Below are 24,278 nucleotides of genomic sequence, written 5' to 3'. Positions count from 1 at the left end.
GTTGCGTCCCCCAAACCCCCTCCAAAATCATTCTTTCATTTTTTGTTGAGTAATGATTTGTTGGTTTTGTTGTCATTTAGTTGTCTTATCTGAACTGTATTGGAGTTTAACTAGTACAGGTCGGTGTAAATAAACAGACCACACTTCGACCAAACGGCAGTTGAGCGAAGCCGAAACTCAGTGACCATAAGGAATTGCTAAAAGGCTTGTAGTATCACTATTCTTTCTTTTTCCTTTTGCCTTTTGACTTTTGCTTTGTTGTACTAGCTACAAAAGTCCACTCTAGTACTTTGATGGGAGCTTGTTGGAGAGCTTGAATCAGTTTAGCGGGAGTAGCAAACTTGACTTGGGATAATTCACAAGCTTCGACATTGACAGTGAATTTTTCGTCTTCAAACGGCCAAGGTTGGACTGTGACTAAAGAGTCGCTGCGTTGCATAATTTCATAACGCTGACCATCAGGCCCTGTGTTAATTTCTAAGAAGCGTTCATCCGCAGGTAATTCTTGCTGACAGAGAATTAGAGATAGGCGATCGCACCACTGCATAAATGCGTAAGCTGTATCCACTTCATCTTGCGTTATTCCTAACTCTTTACGCCAGTGTTCTTGGTTTTTTACTTGTTCGTCTAAAAACTTGTCTAATTCTGGTGACTTACCACGTTTAGACTCATTTATCCGACACAGGTGCTTAGAAATTAAAAGAGTTACCCAGCGTCCACGATAGTGAGCATTCTTAATCAGATTCGCCAACTTATCAACGTTGATTTCAGGATTCAACATAAAATCCATTGGTGCGCCAGCTTCCGTCAGGTTATCTTCTTCCCACTCTTTTTCTAAGTCATCGTGATGAGAAATTGCAGCTAATGTTTCATATAACCTTGGTGGTGCATTTTTCCGCCGCCACTGTCCGGCTAACTGTGCTGCAAGTAAAGCATGAGCGCGATGATAAATTACTTCCCAACCATTTTGTGTAGGTTTAACAATCACTAATCAATCTCCCTAGAAAAGTAATGGGTTTTGCATTAAAAAAGCAATAAAATAAGTCAGGGAAGAAACTCCCACTGACTTAAGTCATAATTATTGAGGGTTGACAAGGAATTAGGAGGACAGAAACTTTAGTTAGTTTTGCTTTCTAAAGGATTAGCAACGTATTTGAAAGCAGGTTCAGAATTCCAGGGGCCGCGCTCATCGTGACCATTGCCATTAGTAGATAAGTTATAGTAAATATTCACTGTTTCATCAGGCTGAATATTACCGAAAAATGGATCTGTCAATTTACCCACAGAATCTAATGCTTTCATAAACATCTGGGTATGAGAAATTTCTCTGGTTAACAAATGCACCAAAGTATTTTTTGTCCCTTGATCTGGTGCTAATTTAATTAACTCTTCGTAAGTTTGACGAGCGCCAGCTTCAGCCGCAATATTCGCTCTTAAATCACGAACTACATCTCCACCTTCGTTGATATAGTTAGCTGTCCAAGCATTACCTTGGCTATCTAAAAAGTGGGGGCCAATACCGCGAATAGCGAACAGAGTACTTTTATAAGCATCTGTTTGGTCAGTATTTTTAGTATGAGCTTCAATTAATTTACCAACCATTTCTAAATGCCCGAATTCTTCAATGGCAATATCTTGCAACATATCTCGAATTCCAGCATTTTCCACATGAAAAGATTGCACCCAATATTGCAAAGCGGCGGTTAGTTCTCCAGTTGCACCGCCAAACTGCTCAAGCAGTAACTGAGCAAAACGGGGATTGCTGTCATTAACATTGACAACATGAATTGGATCTTTCTTATGGAAAAACATGCAAGACCTCTGGGATTATTTTCAACAAAACATAGTGGGCAATAAATTTATTGCCTTGGCAGTTGAGAGTTTTTAACTGCTTTTATAGATAAACAATATGATTAGTGTGTTGTTGGCAAATTAGCTTTCTACAGCAGGTAGGACAAAAGTATATTTCGGGGTTGTAAAGAGTGTTATTGGTAAAATTTACCCAACACACTCTCGGTTTAATAATGGTTTACTCACAAGAGTTTAAGCGTTACTGCTTCTTCGCAGTAGTCCCCATAAGTAAATAGCAATAATGGCACCAATGATTGCTATAAATAAGCCAGGAAGACTAAAACTAGTGGCTGTCAATTGCAAAGTCCCTGTTTGCAACAAAGTATATAAACTTCCGCCAAGAAAAGCACCAACAATTCCTAAAATCATTGTGGAAAGAATACCGCCACCTTGATAGCCAGGGTAAATGGCTTTAGCGATCGCACCAGCTAATAAACCTAATATTATCCAAGCAATAATATTCATAACGACCTCGAAAATCTCATCTGTAATCAGATTAACAACATTGATTTATCGGCGTTTCTTCCAGATGAGGTAACTTTTGAAGTCAAAAGATAGATAGATTTTTCTCTACCAATTTATAGATAACAATACCTAAATATAGCTATCCTATTTGAGATATGAATAAGATAATTCAGAGCGACAAGGGAGACAAGGGAGACAAGGGAGATATATGTTTGTAACTTGCTTAGGCTTGCTATATCTCAATAGGCTTGTAGTTTCTCAGTACCAAAGAAGGTGGTGAAATATGAGATATTTACATAATAGTCTATTGAAAGTTTGCAGGCGATCGCATTACCAAAGTCTTAAACAGCCAGTTAGTTGCTCGGTAGTTTGAATGAAAACAAGCTAGAGATAGTTTTGATATTATGTGCGATCGCTAGTATATTTATTACGCGAAGGTTCTAAAACATGAGTTTTAATCCTCACGCAAAGGCGCAAAGACGCAAAGAATTATAGGATTAACGTAGAATGTCTAATATTTTGTCTTAACTTTGCTCATAAGTAAGAATTACTTAAATACTAGACGAGACCAACTATCAATAATATCAACCATTTTATCACCACTAATACCTTTAACTTGTTTTTTACCCGATATAATTGTCACTCTTGCTATAACATCTTTTAACGAATCAAATGGTTTCTTTTTACGAACTTTCTCAATACTTTCAGCAACTTGAGCTGCTTTCTTATCTGTAAATCCGGCAGTTCTTAATCTTAAAGTGAGTTCTAGCACATTTAAACTATTAAATGCTTCTAATGGTGTAATTTGTTTGGGTATTTGATTTTCAACTGACTTTATGTATTCATAGAGTTTTTGCCTTTCTTTCTTTTCTTGCGCTAATTCTAATCTTAAGTCATTAATTTGCTTTTCTATTAAACTAATTTCTTCCTTTTCCAAGCTTAGTTTAGATTTGTTTGTTTCTGTCGATACTATATTTTCTTCTATAGTATTAGAATATTTCAATTCTCGAAATGCTGCTACTTGCTTCAGTAGTATATCCTCATTTTTAGGTGAAATTACAAAAGCATTAACCATTTCACCCTTTCGGGGATTTTTTTCTTTTGCTTTTACAGCAGCATAGTACTCAAAATGCCCATCAATAACTGTATAATTTTCGGCATCTGTCGGTTTTAAGACTAATGGTCTTATAATTCCTCCACTTTCTAGAATAATCTCTGCTAGGTTATCTAAATCAGCTTCAGAAAAATTTGAACGAGGTATATTAGAATTAATATCTTTCACGTCTACAAGATAAAATTTCATCATTAATTAACCCTCCATTTTTTGTAAAACTTCATCTGCTAAAATTTCAAACTCCATAGCAGATTGTTCAGCATTAGATTTAATTTCTGCATATTTAATAACAGACTTGGGATCTGGATACTCTAATTCTCCAACTGTTATTGTTTGATTCATACACTCTGACAACACTGTTCTATCATAAATTACGGCTTCGAGCAGAGGTAGATTATAGCGTTCTAATATGACATCTCTCTGTTTTGGAAAGGTATATTGTAAAAATTTAGCATTCGTAGAAATTTTAGAAGCAAGAACGCCTATTATATTAATGGGTAATTTGCCTATATCATCTCTATATTCATTAACTTGTTTAATGAAATTTATTACTGTCGGCAAACCTTGATTTGCAAATGGTTTTAAATCAGAAGGAATTATTAAGTAATCAGCTGCAATCAAAGCAACTTCAGCATAATAATCCCTTGACGGAGGCGTATCAATAATTACAATGTCATAATTACTTTCTACCATATTCAATTTTTTTACTAACCTACGTCTAGTAGCAGCAATTTTGTTTAATGTATCTTGATATTCAATCAAGGTTATATGAGAAGGTATGACATCAATCTCAGGATTATTAAAGTATTGAGACTGACGAACAATATCTGGAATATAATTAAATTCTCCTGATTCTATTAAATGGTATACATTTTTGTCTTTTAAATCATCATCTTCTTCAAATTGAAATTTAATTAGCCCTGTAGCAAAAGTGGTGTTTGCCTGGGAATCGATATCAATTAAAAGAACTCTTTTACCTTTTTTACTTAAAGCTGCTGCAAGGTTAACAGCAATAGTTGTTTTTCCAACTCCGCCTTTATTATGGTAGATTGCTATGGTCTTCATGTAATTTTTACCTTGTTCTTGTGAATTCAATTGTTCTTGATAATTACCAATTACAACGTTATCTATCACCTGATTTTTGTTGAGACTATCTCTACCAATCAGGCTTTTAATTTCTTCTAGTTTTATCTCTACATCTTTCCCAGCACAAGAAAAAACTAACTTAACATCATCACCTAATTTTTGATAAATTCTAATCTCTTTACCATTAGTCAATAATCCATATCTCACATTCAAGCTGGTTAAATAATGCCTGAGTCTGAGAAAGTGATTATTTAAGTTTTGTTTAGGATGCTTTGCTTCCATCACCACACTCAATGGCGAGTTAGCGTCTATAACAAATGGTAGGACTTGTGCGGCAAATGCGAGAAAATCTAGGCGGATGCTACCAACTGCGACTTCTTGATGCCAAGTGTCTGGTGTATATCCTAACTGTGGTAGCAAATATTGGACTATGAGTTTGCTTTCAACTTCACTTTCGTTACGGCACAACTCAGGATTGAAAGCCAAATTATTTACCTCGATAGAATTTAATTTATTGCATCATGCTTATATCTGTTTGATTCTGCCACAAAATTACTGGCTAAGATTGTGTATAAATATTTTTTAAGTATTTGTAAAAAAAATAAATATCATTTTGAACAGAGTAATTTCCACAAACCTCAGATCCCCAATTTCTTCCAAAAGTTGAGGATCTGTTTGTTGGGGAATGATTCAAGACTGCTATAATTTGAAGGTTTTAATTTTTGATTTCCCACAAATATTAAATTTAACGAAAGTTTTAAGCGTTCAGGATGGGTGTACGCTACCTAGATGGGAATGCGTCATCAGAGGAATTAACCAATGGGATATGTAATTGCTACTGCAAATATGAAAGGCGGTGTAGGGAAAACGACTCTCACCGTCAACTTAGCTACTTGTTTGGCGAAAAATTACGGTAAAAAGGTACTGGTATTAGACTTAGATACCCAAATTAGCGCCACACTTAGTCTGATGTCGCCTTTAGACTTTGCCAAGCGGCGCAAACAAAGACTGACATTTAGATATTTAATCGATGATGTCATTAATCCAGATCCTAACAGCAAGCTGACAATTAACGATATTATCCAACCTCAAATTTGTGGACTTAGCGAACTAAGTTTATTACCGGGTGATATCGATTTATATGATGAGTTTGTTGTCTCAGAAATGCTGCACAAACAAACGGTTGCTTTTGGTGAACAAAACTTTGAAAATGTCTGGAACCGTTTTGAAAGAGTATTGATAAATAACATTTTAAAACCAGTGCGTGATGAGTATGATTTTATTCTGTTAGATTGCGCTCCTGGTTATAATTTGCTGACTCGCAGTGCTTTAGCTGCTAGTGATTTTTACATCCTCCCTGCCAAGCCAGAACCTTTATCTGTAGTGGGAATTCAACTTTTAGAAAGACGCATTGGCCAGTTAAAAGATAGTCATGAACATGAAGCGAAAATAAATATCAAAATGCTGGGAATTGTTTTTAGTATGTGCAATACTAATTTACTGACTGGCAGATATTATAAACAAGTTATGCACCGAGTTGTGGAAGATTTTGGTGTAGAACAAATTTGTAAGGCACAAATCCCCGTTGATATTAATGTGGCGAAGGCTGTTGATAGTTTTATGCCTGCTGTTTTAAATGCACCTCAATCTGCTGGTTCTAAAGCATTTTTGCAGTTAACTCAAGAATTGTTGCAGAAGTTGTAGGGGAGAGGGGATAGGTGACAGGTGATAGAAAATGATCTGTAACCTGTCACCTACTTCCTAAAAGGTTACAGCAGCGATCGCACTTAAACTAAAATTAGGTAATTTTTAAAACGATATTATAGCGTTTCTCATTCTATTGAAGTACAAGCAATAATAATTAACCGCAGATGGACGCAGATGGACGCAGATGGACGCAGATAAATTTATACCTCAGCAGACTAGGAAAGGCTATAAAATAATGAATAAAGGATTTATTAAGTTTCTTAATACAGCATATTTAATCTACATCAGCTAAATTTTTCCAGCCTCTAGTCTCTAGCCTCTGTCCCCTTGATAGATATCCTGTATTCAACCGAAACACTCTGTATCCGCTTACCAAATTTGACTTAAATCTAAAACAAATCCTGGTAATAGATTTTCACCGCTTAATGTCAAAGGATTATCTAATTCTTCTACAGCTTGTTCTGGACGATAAATAGATACTTTGTGTTGTTTTCTATCTATTAACCAACCTAATTCTGTACCATTAGCTATATACTCTGCCATTTTTTCTTGTAATGTTTTCAAATTATCTGTCTCTGAACGCAATTCCACTACAAATTCAGGACAAATAGGCGCAAACTTCTTTCTTTGTTCTACAGGTATTGTTTCCCATCTGGCTTTTTTTATCCAGGCTGCATCAGGAGAACGCACTGCACCATTAGGTAAGGTAAAACCACCGCTAGAACCAAAACCTACACCCGTACCATCTTGCTTTGTCCATATCCATAATTGACCAGTTAAATTAAAATTGCGTTCATCTGTTTCTGCGCCTGTGGGGGGCATAATCAATAATTCTCCAAGGTGATTACGTTCAATGCGAAAATCACGGTTTACTTGACAGAAATCAAAAAGTTGCTCGTCACTCACGATGATGTTTGGTTGCATTTTCAGCACCATTCCTAAGAAGTCTGTGGTTACAGGTGATTGGGTGTTCATCATCTTGGAAAATATAAATTCCTATATAACGTGATGTGCTACTTATTCTTTAAACCCCTCTCCAAACCTCTCCCCGAAGCGGAGAGAGGCTTTGAATTTTGCTCCCCTTCCCTCGTAGGGAAGGGGTTGGGGGTTAGGTTGGAGAAAAAGTTGCACACGGCGTTAAACAAATGTAGAGACATTTCATCAAACGTCCCTACATTCATGTTAAACCTGTTTTAAAACTCACCAACTAAGGCGGGAACGCACCTTTCGCACAATAAGGGATGCTCTGCTGATTCTCCCACATGAGTTGAGTAGTTCCAGCAGCGATCGCATTTTTCGCCTTCTGCATTCACTACCCCAATTTGCCAGTCTACGGTTTGCGCGGTGTATTTTAATCCTTGCAATTTCTCCGGCGACTCTAATACTTCCACCTGAGATGTCAGCAATAAATACCGCAATTCATCAATACCATTACCCTTGGTTGGGTTAAAAGCTTTGATTGCATCACCTAACTGTTTGTGAGGGATATGAATCAAAGCTTTAGCTTCCAGGGAAGAACCAATCATTTTTTCTATCCTGGCTTGTTCCAGAACTTTGTTAACATCGGTGCGGAGTGAACGCAGAGTATCCCAAAATTCCCCTAAGTCTGGATTATCCCATTCATCATCTAACTGCACCCAACCAGCTTGAAACACTGATTTGTAAGGTGTTTTATAGGGGAGAAATTGCCAGATATCTTCCGCAGTATGGCAGAGAACAGGTGCGATCGCTCGTGCTAAATTTTCTAAAGCGATGTGTATCACTGTCTGACAACTGCGGCGACGGAAAGCATTCGGCGCACTGATATACAGTCTATCTTTCGCTACATCTAAATAGAAGTTAGATAAATCCACCACGCAGAAATTCTGCACAGTTTGGAAGAACCGGAAGAATTGGAAACTTTCAAACGCTTCTGTTACTTCCTGGAACACCTCACGGATGCGGTGCAGCATATATTTATCTAACTGTGGTAATTCGTCAAAAGATACAGCATCTTTTTCGGGGTCAAAATCATGCAAACTTCCCAACAAGAACCGCGCCGTATTGCGAATCTTACCGCGCACATCGTTAAGCTGCTTGATGATATTTTTCCCAATGCGGACATCACCGGAGTAGTCTACCGAAGATACCCACAATCGCAATACATCTGCACCATAAGCTGGGTCTGATTTTTGATTTTTCCCGCCTTCAATGATGGCATTGGGATCAACCACATTTCCTTCTGATTTACTCATTTTCCGACCTTGTTCATCCAAAGCAAAGCCGTGAGTTAAAACAGTTTTATAAGGTGCAATGCCATTTACCGCTACACTAGTCAGCAAACTCGACTGAAACCAACCGCGATGTTGGTCGGAACCTTCCAAATATATATCGGCGGGGTAGCGTAACTCTGGACGTTGCTTAAGTACAGCCGCCCAAGATGAACCAGAATCAAACCACACATCCATTGTGTCTGTACCTCTGCGGTAAGACTTGCCATTGTTGCGATAAGATTCTGGTAATAATTCCTCTACCGACAATTCCCACCAAGCATCAGAACCTTTCTCAGCGATGATGGCTTGAACGTGGTTGATAGTTTCCTCATTTAACAGAGGTTCATTCGTTTCCTCATCATAGAATACCGGAATTGGCACACCCCAAGAACGCTGACGAGAGATACACCAATCAGAACGTTCCGCCACCATTGGCGTGATACGATTTTCACCTTGGGCTGGTATCCATTTTACCGATGCGATCGCCTTTAATGCTTCCTCCCGAAATCCCGCCACCGAAGCAAACCACTGTTCAGTAGCCCGGAAAATCGTTGGTTTCTTCGTCCGCCAGTCGTAAGGATACTTATGGGCGTAAGCCTCCTCCTTCAACAGCGAACCCGCCGCCGTCAGCGCATCAATTACTGCCTGATTCCCATCACCCAACACATTCAACCCCGCAAACTGTCCCGCTTCCTCGGTAAAGTTGCCGTTATCATCCACTGGCGCAAGAATCGGCAAACCGTAACGCTGACCCACAATGTAGTCTTCTTGACCGTGACCAGGGGCAGTATGTACTAACCCAGTACCTGACTCAGTAGTGATATAGTCACCACCTACAACCACCGGACTTTCCCTGTCATATAAAGGATGACGGTAAGTAGTATGTTCTAACTCCTTACCCTTAAAAGTAGCCTTCACCGTCAACTCAGCCGAGATAGTCGCCGCCAACCGTTCCACCAAATCCGCCGCCACAATCAGGTATTTAAACCCTCTCTGCGCCTCTGCGTCTCTGCGTGAAACCTCCACAACCGCGTAATTCAACTCGCCATTAACCGCCACCGCCAAGTTACCGGGAATTGTCCAAGGAGTAGTAGTCCACACAGCCACACCCAACTCTGGCAAATACTCACCCAAAACAGATTTAACTGCCTCAGCCAAACCCGTCACAGGGAACGCCGCATAAATACTCCGCGAAGTATGCCCTTCTGGATATTCCAACTCCGCCTCAGCCAAAGCTGTTTTAGAACTCGGACTCCAGTGAACAGGCTTCAACCCACGATAGATGTATCCTTTCAAATACATCTGGCCAAAAACCCCAATTTGCGCCGCCTCATATTCCGGCTTCAGCGTCAAATAAGGATTATCCCAGTCACCCCAAACCCCATAACGTTTAAAATTCTGGCGTTGGTCATCAACCGTAGCCAAAGCAAATTCCTTCGCCTTTTGCCGTAATTGCAAAGGCGTTAAACTCTGCCGTTCTGCCGACTTGAGATTTTGCAAAACTTTCAGTTCAATTGGTAAGCCATGACAGTCCCAACCAGGCACATAACGAACCTTCCGCCCTTGTAACAACTGGTAGCGATTAATAATATCTTTGAGAATTTTATTTAAGGCATGACCAATATGCAGAGAACCATTTGCGTAGGGAGGCCCATCATGCAGTATAAATAATTCGCCTGGATTTTCTTGCGACAGGCGTTCAAAAATTTGATTTTCTGCCCAAAACTTTTGGATTTCGGGTTCACGCTTGATGGCGTTAGCCCGCATTTCAAAATTAGTTTTAGGTAGATTTACAGTGTCTTTGTAGCTTCCAGTTTCCGTCACAGCTTCATGCCTAAGAATATATGTGCAGGTTTTATCAATTATAGAAGATGGCAGGAAGTCTCAAATTACTTGTTTTGCTCAACCGCGTAGACTTTGGTAATTATTAGCACTTGAACTATGAGAAATTAAAAAAGTACGGATTCTATCTTACAGAAATTATTAGGTTATCTTCAGTTAATATGCTGCCAAATGCTGAAAATGCAGTTGTCGATATTCGTAAATTACGAGATTACTGTCTTAATCCAGAACATCCTTCAGGAAAGAATAAAGCTCGTCTGTTTTTATCAATCTTAGGTATGACTGCTGATAATGCAGAAGAGTTGCGTCAGATTATTTTAGAAAAAGTTAAAACTCAAGAAGCCGTTTTAAATCTATGTGATGAATTTGGACAACGCTATACAGTAGACTTTACTTTAGAATGGCAAGATAGAAATGCAACTATTCCCACTGGTTGGATTATAGAAAATAATTCTGATTTCCCAAGGTTAACAAGTTGCTATATTTAAGTTATATAATCTCAAGATTATACGCAATGAGCAATAGTACACCTAAGTTACTAGATATAGTAGCACTCACAATTGATCTGCCTGAATATAATTTGTTGCGTGGTCAAGTTGGTACGATAGTTGAAATATTAGCGGATGGTGCCGCATTTGAAGTAGAATTTAGCGATGCCTACGGCGGGCTACGCCAACGCAACGGACAAACCTACGAATCAGTTGGTTTACGTCCAGAGCAAATTATGGTTTTACATTTTGAGCCAGCATCACCTAGTTCAGTAGCAGAAATGGTTACAGTATAACTGAGTGTAGGCGAGTTTCAGAATTAGTAAAGCTCAAGCAAAAGCACTAGGAGAATTTTTCCATGTGTCTCCCGCATTATTTATTTAGTCGCTAGTTTAATTTGTGCGATCGCCACTAGCAACTTGAGATCACAGCAAAACCCAACATGATCATAAAATCAAGCTGGGTTTTACAAAATTTAACTAACCTAACTATTTGGCGGTGTTGGTTCTGGTGGTGTTTCCGCCGGGGGAGCAAGCACCGCATCAGGCGCAATTTCTTCGACGGGGATGGGTTCTTTACTTTCCGCTTCAGGATGTGCTTGCGCGGCTTCCACCAATTCCGGGGATGGGGGATGGGGTGGAATGACTTCGGGAACAGCCTCCGTTACAGGTACTTCTTCAGGCGCAGTTTCGGGGATGGGTGTAGTTTTGTCAACAATCTCCACAGCAGGTTTCTCTGCTGGTACATTTTTACTGACTGGTGGTTGGACTTTGTTTTTCACGCCACCAAAGGTGCTACTCAAACTTTGTTGTAGTTTACCAAGGCGTTCTTGAAGAGATACCTTTGTCACCTGTGCTTGCAGAGAAGTTTTTACAGCTTCCGAACTGGGTACAGGTGTTTGTTGTAATTGTGGTGTGACTTGGCGACGGAGTGATAAAGTTTGCCAACCAAACCACACCAAAAGAGCCACACTCGCCACATGGCCTAGTAATAATCCGCCGCTAATATGGGGGGCAAACACCCATAATACTAAAGCGTAAAACAGCCCAATGCCACTCCAAATAAAATCATTCTTGCGATGGATTTCGGGAAAAAAGAACGCCGATACGTAGAGTAATAAACTACCAATACCGACCACCAAAGCTAGGACGTATGCCAGCATTTTTGGTTACTCCTTAACTATTTGTTATCAGGTATTAGGGACTGGATACGGGAAAATTTATCTTAATTTAAGGAAAAATTATTCTGAATTTAATCCTTTATCCCATCTGCCTAATGCCTAAACTAGATACTCCAATTTTGCAAATTTTGCAGCACAATTGTTGAATTAGATACAATTTAAAACTTGTTATATGTGATGTTAGTTCTGAGCTTTTAGCAATCACGGTAACTCTTAATGTCTTCTTTAGGGGATAAGAGAAACTCTCGGATTACCCTAAAAGATGAAAGAATCTGCAAGAGTTAGCCAAACTAGTTATGACACTACAAAGTTTTGGTGTGATTGGATTAGCCGTTATGGGCGAGAATATCGCTCTCAACGTGGAACGTAATGGTTTTCCAATTGCAGTATACAACCGCTCCCGCGAGAAAACCGATGCTTTCATGGCTGAACGTGCGCCAGGAAGGAACGTTAAAGCGGCCTTTACCTTAGAAGAATTCGTTGCAGCACTAGAACGTCCTCGCAAAATTCTAGTGATGGTGCAAGCTGGTAAACCCGTGGATGCGGTGATTCAACAGCTAAAACCTTTGCTGTCCGAAGGCGATATCATCATTGATGGTGGCAACTCTTGGTTTGAAGATACCCAAAGACGTACCGAAGAATTAGAACCCCTGGGTCTACGGTTTCTCGGTATGGGTGTGAGTGGTGGTGAAGAAGGCGCATTAAACGGCCCTTCTTTGATGCCTGGTGGTACCCAAAGTTCCTATGAGTATCTCTCACCAATTTTCAACAAAATTGCTGCCCAAGTTGATGACGGCCCTTGTGTGACCTACGTCGGCCCTGGTGGTTCCGGTCACTATGTGAAGATGGTACACAACGGCATTGAGTATGGTGACATGCAGCTAATTGCTGAAGCCTACGACTTGCTGAAGAATGCTGGTGGACTTGACCACAATCAACTTCACGAAGTGTTTGCTGAATGGAACACCACCGACGAACTCAATTCATTTTTGATTGAGATTACAGCTAATATCTTCCCTTACATTGACCCAGACACCAGTCTACCTTTAGTAGATTTGATTGTAGACGCAGCAGGTCAAAAGGGTACTGGTCGTTGGACTGTACAAACTGCGTTGGAATTAGGCGTTTCTATTCCTACCATTACAGCAGCTGTAAATGCTCGGATTATCTCTTCAATTAAAGATGAACGGATAGCCGCATCCAAACAACTCACAGGCCCCAGTGGCAAATATAGCGGTACTACCAAAGAGTTTATTAACAAAGTCCGGGATGCGTTATATTGCTCCAAGATTTGTTCTTACGCTCAAGGGATGGCGCTGCTGTCTACTGCTTCCAAAACATATAACTGGAATTTGGATTTGGGCGAATTAGCTCGGATTTGGAAAGGTGGCTGTATTATTCGCGCTGGCTTTTTGAATAAAATTAAAAAGGCATTTACCGAAAATCCTGCATTGCCTAACTTGCTCTTAGCTCCTGAATTTAAGCAAACAATTCTAGACAGACAAGCAGCTTGGCGGGAAGTTATCATTACTGCTGCTCAACTGGGTATTCCTGTCCCAGCTTTTAGTGCATCTTTAGATTATTTTGACAGCTATCGCCGCGATCGCTTGCCCCAAAACCTCACTCAAGCACAACGCGACTACTTCGGCGCACATACCTATCTGCGTCTCGACAAACCCGGTTCTTTCCACACAGAATGGGTTCCCATCGAAGAAGCTAAAAAGTAAACTTTCACTTTTGAGTATGTTGTGAAAGTTTAAATTGCTGTCTGTGGCAAATTAGAAAGTGACTCTGAAATTTCAGAGTCACTTTCTTTTGGTGTATCTTAAATAAAAGAGTAATCGTTAGTATATATTTAATTCCCCTACAAATTGATTCTGACTCCTGAATTCTTCTTCAATAGCTATATTTAATTAAGCTCTGACAGTTATCAAAATGTCTAAAAAAAGGACTGTAGAACTATTATTTAAAGTTCCGTCTGATATCCCTAATAAATCTGAAGCGTTACTTTGGGCAAAAGCTTATGGAAATAACTTTCCCCTGGCTGTGAGTGAATGTCCCAGGGGAGATTGGTTAATTTGGATGATGACTCGTTCCAAAGCAAAACCAAAACCCCTTGTGTGGATAACTCACCAATGTATTACGAGCGCAATCAATCTGTTGAATAATTATGGCGATCTGCCCTTTGAACGAGGATTTTATACTGTAGAAAAATGGCTGAGTGAAAAAACGACACTTGAAAATTGTCAAGATGCCTTGGATGATTTAAGTACTATTGTAGAAACAGAAGAATTATCACTTAATGAGCCACTCAATATCGCCAGTCATAGCATTTTTCATTTACTCACTGCCATAGTGGATATCAGTGAAGGAACTTCTAAAAGTGACGTGGCTTATAGTTTGGTATGGACTATTTATTTAGCTACTATTCTTCAATCTACTGAGGATGAAGAAAGTTTAGAGCAAGTTTTGATGCAATACGCAAATTTTATACGTCAATTTTTAAAGGGTATAGACTTAAACCGATTGTGGAATAGCTAGAGTATTTTAAGATACTTGCTCTTTTTTCAGTAAACCAATATCACCACTCAAATCTGTTGAATTATATAATTCTCATGAAAATTCATGTCTTAAGTGATTTACATCTGGAATTTCAGCCCTTTAATATTCCTGATATAGATGCTGATATTGTTGTCTTAGCTGGAGATATTAATTTACGAGAAAGAGGAATTAAATGGGCAATTGAAAACATTCCTAATAAACCAGCTATATATGTATTAGGAAATCATGAATACTATGGTAGTGCATATCCAAGGCTTGTTGAAAAACTCAAAGATTATTCGTTAGGGACTAATGTTAATGTTCTGGAAAATGATTTAGTTACTATTGAAGATGTAAATTTTCTAGGTTGTAGTTTGTGGACTGACTTTAAATTATTTGGTGAGCCACGTATTGCAGGAGCCGAAGCTAATTATGTCATGAATGATTACAAAAAAATTAGAGTAAGTCCACAATATTCAAGATTAAGAAGTATTGATACAGCCATAATTTGTAAAAAGTCAGTGAACTGGTTAAAAAATACATTACCTAGTTTATCTGGTAAAACTGTAATTATTAGCCATCATGCTCCTAGTATAAAATCTATATCTTTTGAATATAAAGAAGATATTTTAAGTGCCGCTTATGCTTCAAATCTAGATGATTTAGTTGCTGAATCTCAAGCATTATTCTGGATTCATGGTCACATTCACCATTCACTAGATTATCAAATTGGACAGACTCGAATTATTTGCAATCCCCGTGGTTATCCAGATGAACCAAATAACTACTTTAATCCTGAATTGTCAATAGATATTTAATAACTTTAGAATTTAATTGCTTATTTTGGTGTTTAAAAGCCTTTTTCACTTTTCTTGATTGGTATTTTATCTTTTCAAGGTAAGTTTAATTTATTTATTCCTTCGGTTTAATCATGAAACAAATCATAGAAGATGTAAAACAAACCATAGCGCAGAAAAAAATACTTTGGGCTTATCCAATTGTTCAAGAATTACAAAAATATCATTATAGTTTAGCAATCAAATGGGGGATGGAATGTATAAAAATATATTCAGTAGATATAAAATCTGATAAATTATCCAAGCTTGATAAATATGTTCAGCAAGCAATTGAAGAAGTTAATTTCTTAACTTCTTTACAGTGTTATGAAGTTGGTCAAGAAATATGGTACCTGCCTGAAAGGGAAGAAATACAAACTGCTATAGCTCGATTGTGGTGGTCTATCGAAGCCTTTAAAAATGAAGAAGAGCATCTTGGCAGAATGGAAACTACTGCGGCTGTTGAATTAGTATTATCTCATATCTCTGATTATCATTTACTGGTTCAATATCTAGAAGCAGCTGTGAGAATTTATGAAGAATACAAATCCCAAAATTAAGAAATGGTAGGTTGGGTGAAGCGATGGCGTAACCCAACAAGGTCTTAATAATGTTGGGTTCCATTTCATTCCACCCAAGCTACACCTTTATTTTATTCTATCTAAAAACAGCGATCGCCTACCGCAAAACCATCGTATCTTTCTTGTTGATGAGAGCGATCGCTTTACGAACAAATAGAACCCAGACTTTCTATTTACTCATAATGTGTCCACATCCGAATTATTTTGACTACTTGCTCAGATTCAATGATTTCATATACTAATCTATGCTGTATATTTATCCTGCGAGAATAAGCACCTATTAAGTCGCCAACTAACTTTTCATAAGGTGGAGGATTTTGCCAAGGGTTTTGTTCAAGAATGGCGAGTAATTCCTCAGCTTGTTCTTTCAAGTTACTAGCGGCTAATTTTTTTGCATCTTTTTGTGCTTGCTTTGTGTAAACTAAACGCCAACTCACCAATTCAATTCCTCATTGCATTCTTGAATAGGAGTTGCTAGTCCTTCTTTGATAGATTCTCGCATTCCAGGAACAGATAACAAGTAGAGAGTTTCTTGAATTGCAGACCAATCCTGTTCTGACAGCAGAATAGCATTACCGCGATCGCCTTGAATAATTACAGGTTTACCTTGTTCTGCAACTTGGTCGATTAGCTGTTGCAACTGTTTTTGAGCTTCGTTGACAGGAAGCGAAGACATGATGATGTTTTCTTTGAAAATCACTTTATTTTATTTTATCTACAAACAGCGATCGCCTACCGCAAAACCATCACACAACTAGATCACCGACTTATTGAATAAATCAACGAACAATCAAGGGTTTTGGCGAGGGTATAGGGGTGTACTGATTCAAAATCCTTACATCTCAAATCCTTTCACCCTTTCACTTAATCTCTACAGATAATCTTTGTACGTAAGTCCTGAAAGATAGTAGACAATGCCTTTGAGTCAATGCAACACTCGACGAATCTTTCCATTCCATACACCTTAACCCACAATCCTTTGTTAGTTAAGATTCCCACACATGCAGAAAATAAAACATCTGTCAATACTTAATCTTTGATTTTTTTAGGATATCAGTAGTCGTGATTTTGCCAAGCTTAATGCCTTACACCTTTGTACATTTTTGTAAACTATTTTTAACAAAATGTTTAAAACTTTATGTAATAAAAAAATTAAATAAATAAGTTAAGAACTTTCAAAGAATAACTTATGCAATTTATTGATATATTGTGAGACAAGTTACAAATTACGTTGTGTGCAATTTTGTCTTTCGCTGACTACTCGACTAAATCAGTATCCCGCAAAGTCTCTTCTGGTTTGTTTTCTACAAATTGGAAACACAGCAGGAGTGCGGGTGCGGAAATGTAAGCGAGAACGCGCATTTCCATAATTAAACGGATGTAAACGAGAATAACCTCTTACTTTCTGCAAATTAGAGAGTTTTTACTGAGGCTACAAAGGTTTAGCGAGTCAAGAAGAATAGATAAAAGAAATTTTTTCATCCAACGAGGGCGCAAGCGCCAGGATATACACTCCTGAGCATGAACAGCACTGGTGAGAAACCAAGTGTTAATTAAAGAAGCACTGCTACCCTTTGGCGAAGACGACCTCTAACAACAAATTGTGCCTAACTTTCTCCTCTAGTGATGGGGGTGAAAAAATGGTGAGAGGAAGTTGCACAAAACGTGATTTGATAAGTAAAAAGAGTGACATCTTGGAAGGATAGATATGTCTTACGCTCAAACGAAGACTCAGTCAAAAGCTGGGTATAAAGCCGGGGTTCAAGATTACAGACTAACTTATTACACACCTGATTACACACCTAAAGATACGGATCTTCTGGCGGCGTTCCGTGTTACACCCCAGCCTGGAGTTCCCTTTGAAGAAGCAGCTGCGGCTGTAGCGGCTGAGTCTTCTACTGGTACTTGGACAACCGTATGGACAGACTTATTAACCGATCTAGATCGTTACAAAGGTCGTTGCTACGATATCGAACCAGTTCCTGGCGAAGACAACCAGTTTATTGCCTACATTGCCTATCCTCTGGATCTCTTTGAAGAAGGCTCCATCACCAACGTTTTAACCTCAATTGTAGGTAACGTATTTGGTTTTAAAGCTTTGCGGGCATTGCGTTTAGAAGACCTTCGCTTTCCTGTTGCTTACATTAAAACCTTCCAAGGGCCTCCTCACGGTATCCAAGTTGAGCGTGACAAATTAAACAAATACGGTCGTCCTTTGTTGGGTTGTACAATTAAGCCCAAACTAGGTTTGTCTGCTAAGAACTACGGACGCGCTGTATACGAGTGTTTGCGCGGTGGTTTGGACTTCACCAAAGACGACGAAAACATCAACTCTGCACCATTCCAAAGATGGCGCGATCGCTTCTTGTTCGTGTCTGATGCTATCAGCAAAGCACAAGCAGAAACCGGCGAAATCAAAGGTCACTACCTCAACGTGACTGCTCCTACCTGTGAAGAAATGCTGAAGCGGGCTGAATACGCTAAAGAACTCAATCAGCCCATCATCATGCACGACTACCTAACAGCAGGTTTCACCGCTAACACCACCTTGGCTCGTTGGTGTCGTGACAACGGCGTTCTCCTGCACATCCACCGCGCGATGCACGCAGTAATCGACCGTCAAAAGAACCACGGTATCCACTTCCGTGTATTAGCTAAAGCCCTACGTTTATCTGGTGGTGACCACATCCACACCGGTACAGTTGTAGGTAAATTGGAAGGTGAACGTGGTATTACAATGGGCTTCGTTGACCTGTTGCGGGAAAACTACGTTGAGCAAGACAAGTCTCGCGGTATCTACTTTACCCAAGATTGGGCTTCTCTACCTGGTGTATTGGCAGTTGCTTCCGGTGGTATCCACGTATGGCACATGCCCGCGTTGGTTGAAATCTTTGGTGATGACTCCGTACTACAATTCGGTGGTGGTACACTTGGACACCCTTGGGGTAATGCTCCTGGTGCTACTGCTAACCGTGTAGCGTTAGAAGCAGTAGTCCAAGCTCGTAACGAAGGCCGCAACTTGGCTCGTGAAGGTAACGATATCATCCGTGAAGCCGCTAAGTGGTCTCCTGAATTGGCTGCGGCTTGCGAACTGTGGAAAGAAATCAAGTTCGAGTTTGAGGCAGTTGATACCGTCTGATCATCAAGTAAAAGGTAAAAAGTTAAAAGGTAAAAGAAATCTTTTTACTTATTACTTTTTACTTTTAACTTAAATTTGGGCTGGGTCAAGCATGAATCTCAAGCAAATTGCGAAAGATACAGCCAGAACGCTCCAAAGCTACCTGACTTATCAGGCGCTAAGGACTGTACTGGCACAGCTAGGCGAAACGAATCCACCATTGGCAATTTGGTTACATAACTTTTCCGCAGGAAAAGTCCAGGATGGAGAAGCTTACATTAAACAACTTTTCCAAGAAAAGCCAGATTTAGCTTTGCGGATAATGACAGTCAGAGAACACATTGCCGAAGAAGTTGTTGAGTTCTTACCAGAAATGGTTCGGACTGGTATTCAGCAAGCTAATACAGAACAACGCCGCCAGCACTTAGAACGCATCACGCAGCTGAGTTTATCTAACCCCAGTCCTGAATCAGAACAACAGAGTTTTTCCGATCCTGACTGGGATAACTTAGCCAGTTAGGAAATTTCCAAGCCGTCACAAAATAGCAAACAGTTATCACCAGTTATGCAAACCCTACCAAAAGAGCGCCGCTACGAAACCCTTTCTTATCTTCCCCCCCTCAGCGATGCTCAAATTGAAAAACAAGTTCAGTACATTCTGAGCCAAGGCTACATTCCAGCAATTGAATTTAACGAAGTTTCTGAACCCACAGAGTTCTACTGGACACTGTGGAAGCTGCCTTTGTTCGGTGCTAAAACCACCCGCGAAGTATTAGGCGAAGTTCAAGCTTGTCGTTCTCAATATCCTACTCACTACATCCGTGTTGTAGGTTTCGACAACATCAAGCAGTGCCAAGTCCTCAGCTTCATTGTTCACAAACCCAACAGATATTGAAAAAGTTACAGGTAAAGGATAAAAGTCCTGATACCTGAGTCGATGAAATTTAAAAAAGAGAGGTAAAATAACAACCTCTCTTTTTTTTGGCTAATACATCACATTCAACTATGCTGTTTGTTGTGTACAATTTCTCTAAAAAGATAAAAGCGGCACAACTGACAGCAGTAATAGCAAAAAATACTGAAAAATATTTGGCACTAGTACAGGTCGGCTTAAATAAACAGACTATTTGGAATTGCTAAAAGGCTTGTGGTATCGTTATTCTTTATTTTTACTTTTGCCTTTTTGTACTAGGGCGATTACTCAAATTAACTCTAAAGAACATATACTAGCTTCCAAAAATAAGTTTTTGCTGAAATAGTTCGGTTGTCTGAGAGATAAAATGTCAGAATGCTAGGGTAAGGGCCAACTTATTTTCTCAAGTTTGAGGAAAGTGCTATGACTACTACATTGATAGAGGCTAGTTCTATCGAGTCAGTGTTAGGTAAAGAAGCAGAAGACCTGCTGAACTACAAAGCCAAAGTTTCTCAAGATTTATTGCATTTACCAGGGCCAGACTTTGTAGATCGAGTTTGGTTAAATAGCGATCGCAATCCTCAAGTGTTGCGGAATCTGCAACAACTTTATTCTACAGGTCGTTTGGCAAATACTGGTTATCTTTCAATTTTACCTGTTGACCAAGGCATTGAACACTCGGCTGGAGCATCTTTCGCGCCAAACCCGATATACTTTGACCCAGAAAATATCGTCAAATTAGCAATAGCCGGTGGTTGTAATGCTGTTGCCACAACTTTAGGAGTATTAGGCATTGTCTCACGCAAATATGCCCACAAAATTCCGTTTATTGTCAAAATTAACCATAACGAACTCTTAACCTTTCCCAACCAATTTGATCAAGTCTTATTTGCTAGTGTCGAACAAGCTTGGAATTTAGGTGCAGTTGCTATAGGCGCAACAATTTACTTTGGTTCCGAACAATCAACTAGACAAATTCAAGAAATTAGTCGTGCATTTGAACGCGCCCATGAATTGGGTATGGTGACTATTCTTTGGTGCTATCTGCGTAATAATGCTTTCAAACAAGATAAAGATTATCATCTGGCGGCTGACTTAACTGGACAAGCAAATCATTTGGGTGTAACCATTGAAGCCGATATTATCAAACAGAAATTACCTGAATATAACAATGGTTATGGTGCAGTTGCTAAAGCTACAGGTGAAAGTTACGGCAAAACAAATGAGCGAATTTATACAGACTTAACCACTGATCACCCCATAGATTTAACTCGTTATCAAGTGTTAAATTGCTATGCTGGCAGAGCAGGCTTAATTAATTCTGGTGGCGCATCTGGTAAAAATGATTTTGCGGAAGCAGTACGTACTGCTGTGATTAATAAACGGGCTGGCGGTACTGGCTTAATTTCTGGACGTAAAGCTTTTCAGCGTCCATTTGAAGAAGGTGTGAAACTCTTTCACGCCATTCAAGATGTTTATTTATCACCAGATGTAACTATTGCCTAAATTTAACCAATAAGATTCTTAATTAAGGAAGGTGAATATTTATCACCTTCCTTTTTATATACAGATAATTAGCCTAGAGGAAGACGTTAATCGCAATTAGTATTTTTAGCATTTAGGCATTTGTTTCAGACATAGGAAAATTCTTCCATGCTAAAAATTCAAAGTTTTTTTCGTCAGTTAATTAGCAAAATAGCAGTATTTATCCTCGTTGCTTTGGTGATTTTGATTAGCCTACCAAGTAATTCTGTGTTGGCTGATGGCTATTATTCTGCAAAAAATCATAAAGTAGAAATAGCACCGCCTTATTACACTGCTAAAGACCGCAGAATAGGCAGAAATGAACCTAGTAAACCTTATTACGCTACTAAAGAACGTCAACATTCACAAGCTACCAGAAATTATGAAGATTCCCTCAGAACTGGTAAGCGGGAAAATGAAGTGCGACTGAGAGATTTAGAGACAAAAAATCGTTAAATCAAATCAAAACATAGAGATGTGAATTTTCACATCTCTATTTTAAAAATTAATTATTTGTAAATAAACCTATTCAGTGTATCAAAAATAGCTAAATTTACTGATTGATGATATCTCTAGATGGATATTGCCAGTATCCTTAGATAATATCATAAATGTGTTTCTAGACAATTTGGTTTTTCAGAAATCAAATATGATTCCTATACTATTTCTTAATCAAAATGTAATTTATTGTTTTTTAGAGAGAGGTTGTATACAAACTTTTTACAGGGTTTATTGAGTGCATTTTCTTATAGAATTAGTATTATCTATCCCTTCCTATAAAGCCTAGAAATGCAAAGTATGTTGAGAGCCAATGCTGCTCGCTGCATCTACCCAGTTATGAATCTGAAATTTCCTGAGTAGACAAGAAATAATTTTTGGTAGCGAGATTTCTGCTATGAATAAATATTGTCGTGACCAAGCTAGAGATGAACTTTGGTTAATGATGGGAGCGGGAGCAGCAGCTGGAATTGCTGGTGGAACTTTTATGATTGGTGTAGTTACGTTTCAAGCTGGTTTAGCTGGTGTACAGGCGGCTGTTGTTAGTAGAATTGCTCAAGTTTATGGTGTGAATTTAATTCCTGCTAGTGGCGCTGGCGCAACAGCAGCTGCAATCATCGCAATGGGTGGTGGACAAGTTTTATTTGAGATGGGCGGTATGATTGCAGGGTGGGTTCCTGGTATTGGACAAGTTGTGCAACCTGTAATTGGGGCGACTGCTGTGAAGGTATTTGGTGAAGTTGCTATTACTTATTTTGAAAATATGTATCCTAATAAAATCTACAGCCAAAAAATCTTCTAGGCTGTGTGCTTGATTGTCATTTTGCATCCCTAGTAAGCTGAATAAGCGATCGCATTTAGCTTATTCAAACAAATGACATTAATTCTAGCCCTTGATTTTGGTGGTACTAAGTTAGCCGCAGCCGTAACTCAACTTGGTTCGCGTCAATGGTTGCGTTATGAACGTCGTCTCTCACCCACAGGTGCTAATGCTACCACTGATTTAGAAATTATGCGATCGCTCATCTATAATTTACTCCAAGGTGAAACTCCCACAGCTATTGGTGTTAGCTTTGGCGGCCCTGTAGACTTTACTACAGGCACAGTGCGACTTTCGCATCATGTCCCTGGCTGGGAAAATCTACCTCTCAAACACTTGCTAGAACAAGAATTTGGTGTACCTGCTAGTGTAGATAACGATGCTAATATTGCAGCTTTGGGTGAACATCGCTTTGGTGCTGGTCAAGAATACGATAGCTTGTTTTATATCACCATCAGCACTGGTGTAGGCGGTGGTTGGATACTGAATGGTAAACCTTGGCGTGGTAACGCAGGTATGGCTGGTGAAATTGGACATATAGTAGTTAATCCTGCGGGGCCAGTATGTTTATGTGGTAAACAAGGATGTGTAGAAAGACTAGCATCAGGCCCTTATATGGCTCAAGATGCCAAAGAATATTTATTAAAACCAGCAAATCACTTTTCAGGTAAACAATTACGTAGCTTAGTCAATGACGATTTAGATTTAATCACTGGCAAAATCATCAGTGACGCGGTGGCGCAAGGTGATGAGTTGGCAATTAATATTTTGCAAGGTGGCGCTTGGGCTTTGGGTGTGGGTATTGGAAATGTAGCGAATTTGATTAACCCACAAAGGTTTATTTTAGGCGGTAGTGTAACCAAAGCAGGAGAACTTTGGTGGAATACTGTAGAGAAAACAGCCCGTGAAACCGCCTTACCAGAAATAGATTTTGAAATTCTTCCGGCGGCTTTGGGTGATGATGCACCACTTTGGGGTGCGGTAGCTTTAGCAGAATTAGAAATCAGGAGTCAGAATTGAATTTTTTGGTTTACCTATGAGCGCAAGGAAAAGCTTGTAAATCAAAATTTTGGCAATATGTCTATTAATTTTTGATTCTGTATTTTTCTTTAATGTCTGAATAATTTTCTCAATATCTGCCCAGGATAAGCTACAACATCACAAAGCCGAGGAAAAAATACTGGCTCAATTTCCACATCTGCCATAATTCTTTCTAGTTCACGATCACTCAGTGGTTCTTCCCATAATCCATGTTCTACAAGATTATTAGCATGAAAAATGATGCGATCGCGCAAAAAATTTAACTGCTCATTCCGTGGTGCTGCGGGTACATGAATAGTCAAGGGAAAGTTGCCAAAGAAAACCACTACTTTCCCTAAGCGGTGCTTCTGCATATACTTAAGATTTTTTCAACTAGTTTAGGATGTATTTTGAATAGCCACTATTTTTCTTATAACTTTGT

Annotated in this window: 25 protein-coding genes; 14 read left to right on the top strand and 11 right to left on the bottom strand. The window is 39.1% G+C overall.

Annotated elements, in window-relative coordinates:
- Positions 1-217 precede the first annotated feature (217 nt).
- From H6G77_RS25865 to H6G77_RS25845, 5 genes are all read right to left on the bottom strand, one after another.
- The gene (locus H6G77_RS25865) at positions 218-988 is read right to left on the bottom strand and encodes a DUF3891 family protein (protein WP_190873088.1); all 771 of its coding nucleotides are present in this window, start codon (positions 986-988) and stop codon (positions 218-220) included.
- Between the two features lie 128 nt (positions 989-1,116).
- Positions 1,117-1,812: a manganese catalase family protein gene (locus H6G77_RS25860; protein ID WP_190590064.1), complete on the bottom strand. Its 696-nt coding sequence runs from the start codon at positions 1,810-1,812 to the stop codon at positions 1,117-1,119.
- 231 nt (positions 1,813-2,043) lie between these two features.
- Positions 2,044-2,316, bottom strand: coding sequence for a GlsB/YeaQ/YmgE family stress response membrane protein (locus H6G77_RS25855; RefSeq protein WP_190590065.1), 273 nt, complete (start codon positions 2,314-2,316; stop codon positions 2,044-2,046).
- Between the two features lie 547 nt (positions 2,317-2,863).
- Entirely contained in the window at positions 2,864-3,622 is a 759-nt protein-coding gene (locus H6G77_RS25850) for a chromosome partitioning protein ParB (RefSeq protein ID WP_190873087.1), read from the bottom strand.
- Between the two features lie 3 nt (positions 3,623-3,625).
- Positions 3,626-5,002, bottom strand: coding sequence for an AAA family ATPase (locus H6G77_RS25845; RefSeq protein ID WP_190873086.1), 1,377 nt, complete (start codon positions 5,000-5,002; stop codon positions 3,626-3,628).
- Between the two features lie 333 nt (positions 5,003-5,335).
- Between H6G77_RS25845 and H6G77_RS25840 the strand changes: the two genes are divergently transcribed.
- Positions 5,336-6,220, top strand: coding sequence for a ParA family protein (locus H6G77_RS25840; RefSeq protein WP_190590068.1), 885 nt, complete (start codon positions 5,336-5,338; stop codon positions 6,218-6,220).
- Between the two features lie 372 nt (positions 6,221-6,592).
- On the opposite strand, the gene H6G77_RS25835 is transcribed toward H6G77_RS25840, so the two are convergent.
- Both H6G77_RS25835 and ileS read right to left on the bottom strand, forming a co-directional pair.
- Complete coding sequence (locus tag H6G77_RS25835) at positions 6,593-7,198, bottom strand: Uma2 family endonuclease (protein ID WP_190873095.1); 606 nt, start codon at positions 7,196-7,198, stop codon at positions 6,593-6,595.
- 218 nt (positions 7,199-7,416) lie between these two features.
- Complete coding sequence (ileS, locus tag H6G77_RS25830; RefSeq protein ID WP_190873085.1) at positions 7,417-10,299, bottom strand: isoleucine--tRNA ligase; 2,883 nt, start codon at positions 10,297-10,299, stop codon at positions 7,417-7,419.
- A gap of 179 nt (positions 10,300-10,478) precedes the next feature.
- On the opposite strand from ileS, the gene H6G77_RS25825 reads away from it, so the two are divergent.
- On the top strand, positions 10,479-10,805 hold the full coding sequence (locus H6G77_RS25825; protein ID WP_190873084.1) for a DUF6883 domain-containing protein: 327 nt from the start codon (positions 10,479-10,481) through the stop codon (positions 10,803-10,805).
- Positions 10,806-10,831: 26 nt separating this feature from the next.
- Positions 10,832-11,101, top strand: a complete 270-nt coding sequence (locus tag H6G77_RS25820; RefSeq protein ID WP_190873083.1) for a DUF4926 domain-containing protein — start codon at positions 10,832-10,834, stop codon at positions 11,099-11,101.
- A gap of 188 nt (positions 11,102-11,289) precedes the next feature.
- On the opposite strand, the gene H6G77_RS25815 is transcribed toward H6G77_RS25820, so the two are convergent.
- Positions 11,290-11,967, bottom strand: coding sequence for a Ycf66 family protein (locus tag H6G77_RS25815; protein WP_190873082.1), 678 nt, complete (start codon positions 11,965-11,967; stop codon positions 11,290-11,292).
- Positions 11,968-12,281: 314 nt separating this feature from the next.
- Between H6G77_RS25815 and gndA the strand changes: the two genes are divergently transcribed.
- From gndA to H6G77_RS25795, 4 genes are all read left to right on the top strand, one after another.
- Complete coding sequence (gene gndA, locus H6G77_RS25810; protein ID WP_190592427.1) at positions 12,282-13,712, top strand: NADP-dependent phosphogluconate dehydrogenase; 1,431 nt, start codon at positions 12,282-12,284, stop codon at positions 13,710-13,712.
- A gap of 208 nt (positions 13,713-13,920) precedes the next feature.
- Positions 13,921-14,526 (top strand): hypothetical protein, encoded by a 606-nt coding sequence (locus H6G77_RS25805; protein WP_190873081.1) that lies wholly within the window; start codon positions 13,921-13,923, stop codon positions 14,524-14,526.
- A 74-nt stretch (positions 14,527-14,600) separates the two neighbouring features.
- Entirely contained in the window at positions 14,601-15,344 is a 744-nt protein-coding gene (locus H6G77_RS25800) for a metallophosphoesterase (protein ID WP_190675038.1), read from the top strand.
- A gap of 113 nt (positions 15,345-15,457) precedes the next feature.
- Positions 15,458-15,922 (top strand): hypothetical protein, encoded by a 465-nt coding sequence (locus H6G77_RS25795; RefSeq protein WP_190873080.1) that lies wholly within the window; start codon positions 15,458-15,460, stop codon positions 15,920-15,922.
- A 194-nt stretch (positions 15,923-16,116) separates the two neighbouring features.
- Here the strand turns inward: H6G77_RS25795 and H6G77_RS25790 are convergent, their stop codons facing one another.
- Complete coding sequence (locus H6G77_RS25790; RefSeq protein WP_190873079.1) at positions 16,117-16,380, bottom strand: Txe/YoeB family addiction module toxin; 264 nt, start codon at positions 16,378-16,380, stop codon at positions 16,117-16,119.
- Positions 16,377-16,619 carry a type II toxin-antitoxin system Phd/YefM family antitoxin gene (locus H6G77_RS25785; protein WP_190592425.1) on the bottom strand — a complete coding sequence of 81 codons (243 nt, stop codon included), beginning with the start codon at positions 16,617-16,619 and terminating at the stop codon, positions 16,377-16,379. Before H6G77_RS25785 ends, H6G77_RS25790 begins: the two co-directional genes overlap by 4 nt.
- A 1,032-nt stretch (positions 16,620-17,651) precedes the next feature.
- Here H6G77_RS25785 and H6G77_RS25780 point away from each other — a divergent pair.
- The 7 genes from H6G77_RS25780 (at position 17,652) to H6G77_RS25750 (ending at position 23,836) form a co-directional block, all read left to right on the top strand.
- Positions 17,652-19,082 carry a form I ribulose bisphosphate carboxylase large subunit gene (locus tag H6G77_RS25780; protein ID WP_190592424.1) on the top strand — a complete coding sequence of 477 codons (1,431 nt, stop codon included), beginning with the start codon at positions 17,652-17,654 and terminating at the stop codon, positions 19,080-19,082.
- A 91-nt stretch (positions 19,083-19,173) separates the two neighbouring features.
- Entirely contained in the window at positions 19,174-19,581 is a 408-nt protein-coding gene (rcbX, locus tag H6G77_RS25775) for a RuBisCO chaperone RbcX (RefSeq protein WP_190592423.1), read from the top strand.
- A 45-nt stretch (positions 19,582-19,626) separates the two neighbouring features.
- The gene (locus H6G77_RS25770; RefSeq protein WP_190592422.1) at positions 19,627-19,956 is read left to right on the top strand and encodes a ribulose bisphosphate carboxylase small subunit; all 330 of its coding nucleotides are present in this window, start codon (positions 19,627-19,629) and stop codon (positions 19,954-19,956) included.
- 441 nt (positions 19,957-20,397) lie between these two features.
- A complete protein-coding gene (locus tag H6G77_RS25765) occupies positions 20,398-21,480 on the top strand; it encodes a class I fructose-bisphosphate aldolase (protein ID WP_190592421.1) in 1,083 nt (360 codons plus the stop codon).
- A gap of 147 nt (positions 21,481-21,627) precedes the next feature.
- Positions 21,628-21,954, top strand: a complete 327-nt coding sequence (locus H6G77_RS25760; protein ID WP_190873078.1) for a hypothetical protein — start codon at positions 21,628-21,630, stop codon at positions 21,952-21,954.
- A gap of 439 nt (positions 21,955-22,393) precedes the next feature.
- Entirely contained in the window at positions 22,394-22,798 is a 405-nt protein-coding gene (locus H6G77_RS25755; RefSeq protein WP_190592419.1) for a hypothetical protein, read from the top strand.
- 72 nt (positions 22,799-22,870) lie between these two features.
- Positions 22,871-23,836, top strand: coding sequence for an ROK family protein (locus H6G77_RS25750; protein ID WP_190592418.1), 966 nt, complete (start codon positions 22,871-22,873; stop codon positions 23,834-23,836).
- An 89-nt stretch (positions 23,837-23,925) separates the two neighbouring features.
- Here H6G77_RS25750 and H6G77_RS25745 read toward each other — a convergent pair whose 3' ends face one another.
- Positions 23,926-24,210: a hypothetical protein gene (locus H6G77_RS25745; RefSeq protein WP_190592417.1), complete on the bottom strand. Its 285-nt coding sequence runs from the start codon at positions 24,208-24,210 to the stop codon at positions 23,926-23,928.
- Positions 24,211-24,278 lie beyond the last annotated feature (68 nt).

Origin of the sequence: Aulosira sp. FACHB-615, from assembly GCF_014698045.1 — a bacterium.
Lineage (GTDB): Bacteria > Cyanobacteriota > Cyanobacteriia > Cyanobacteriales > Nostocaceae > Nostoc_B.
The sequence above is the reverse complement of the archived record's forward strand: the minus strand, read 5'-3'. Positions and strand labels throughout refer to the sequence as shown.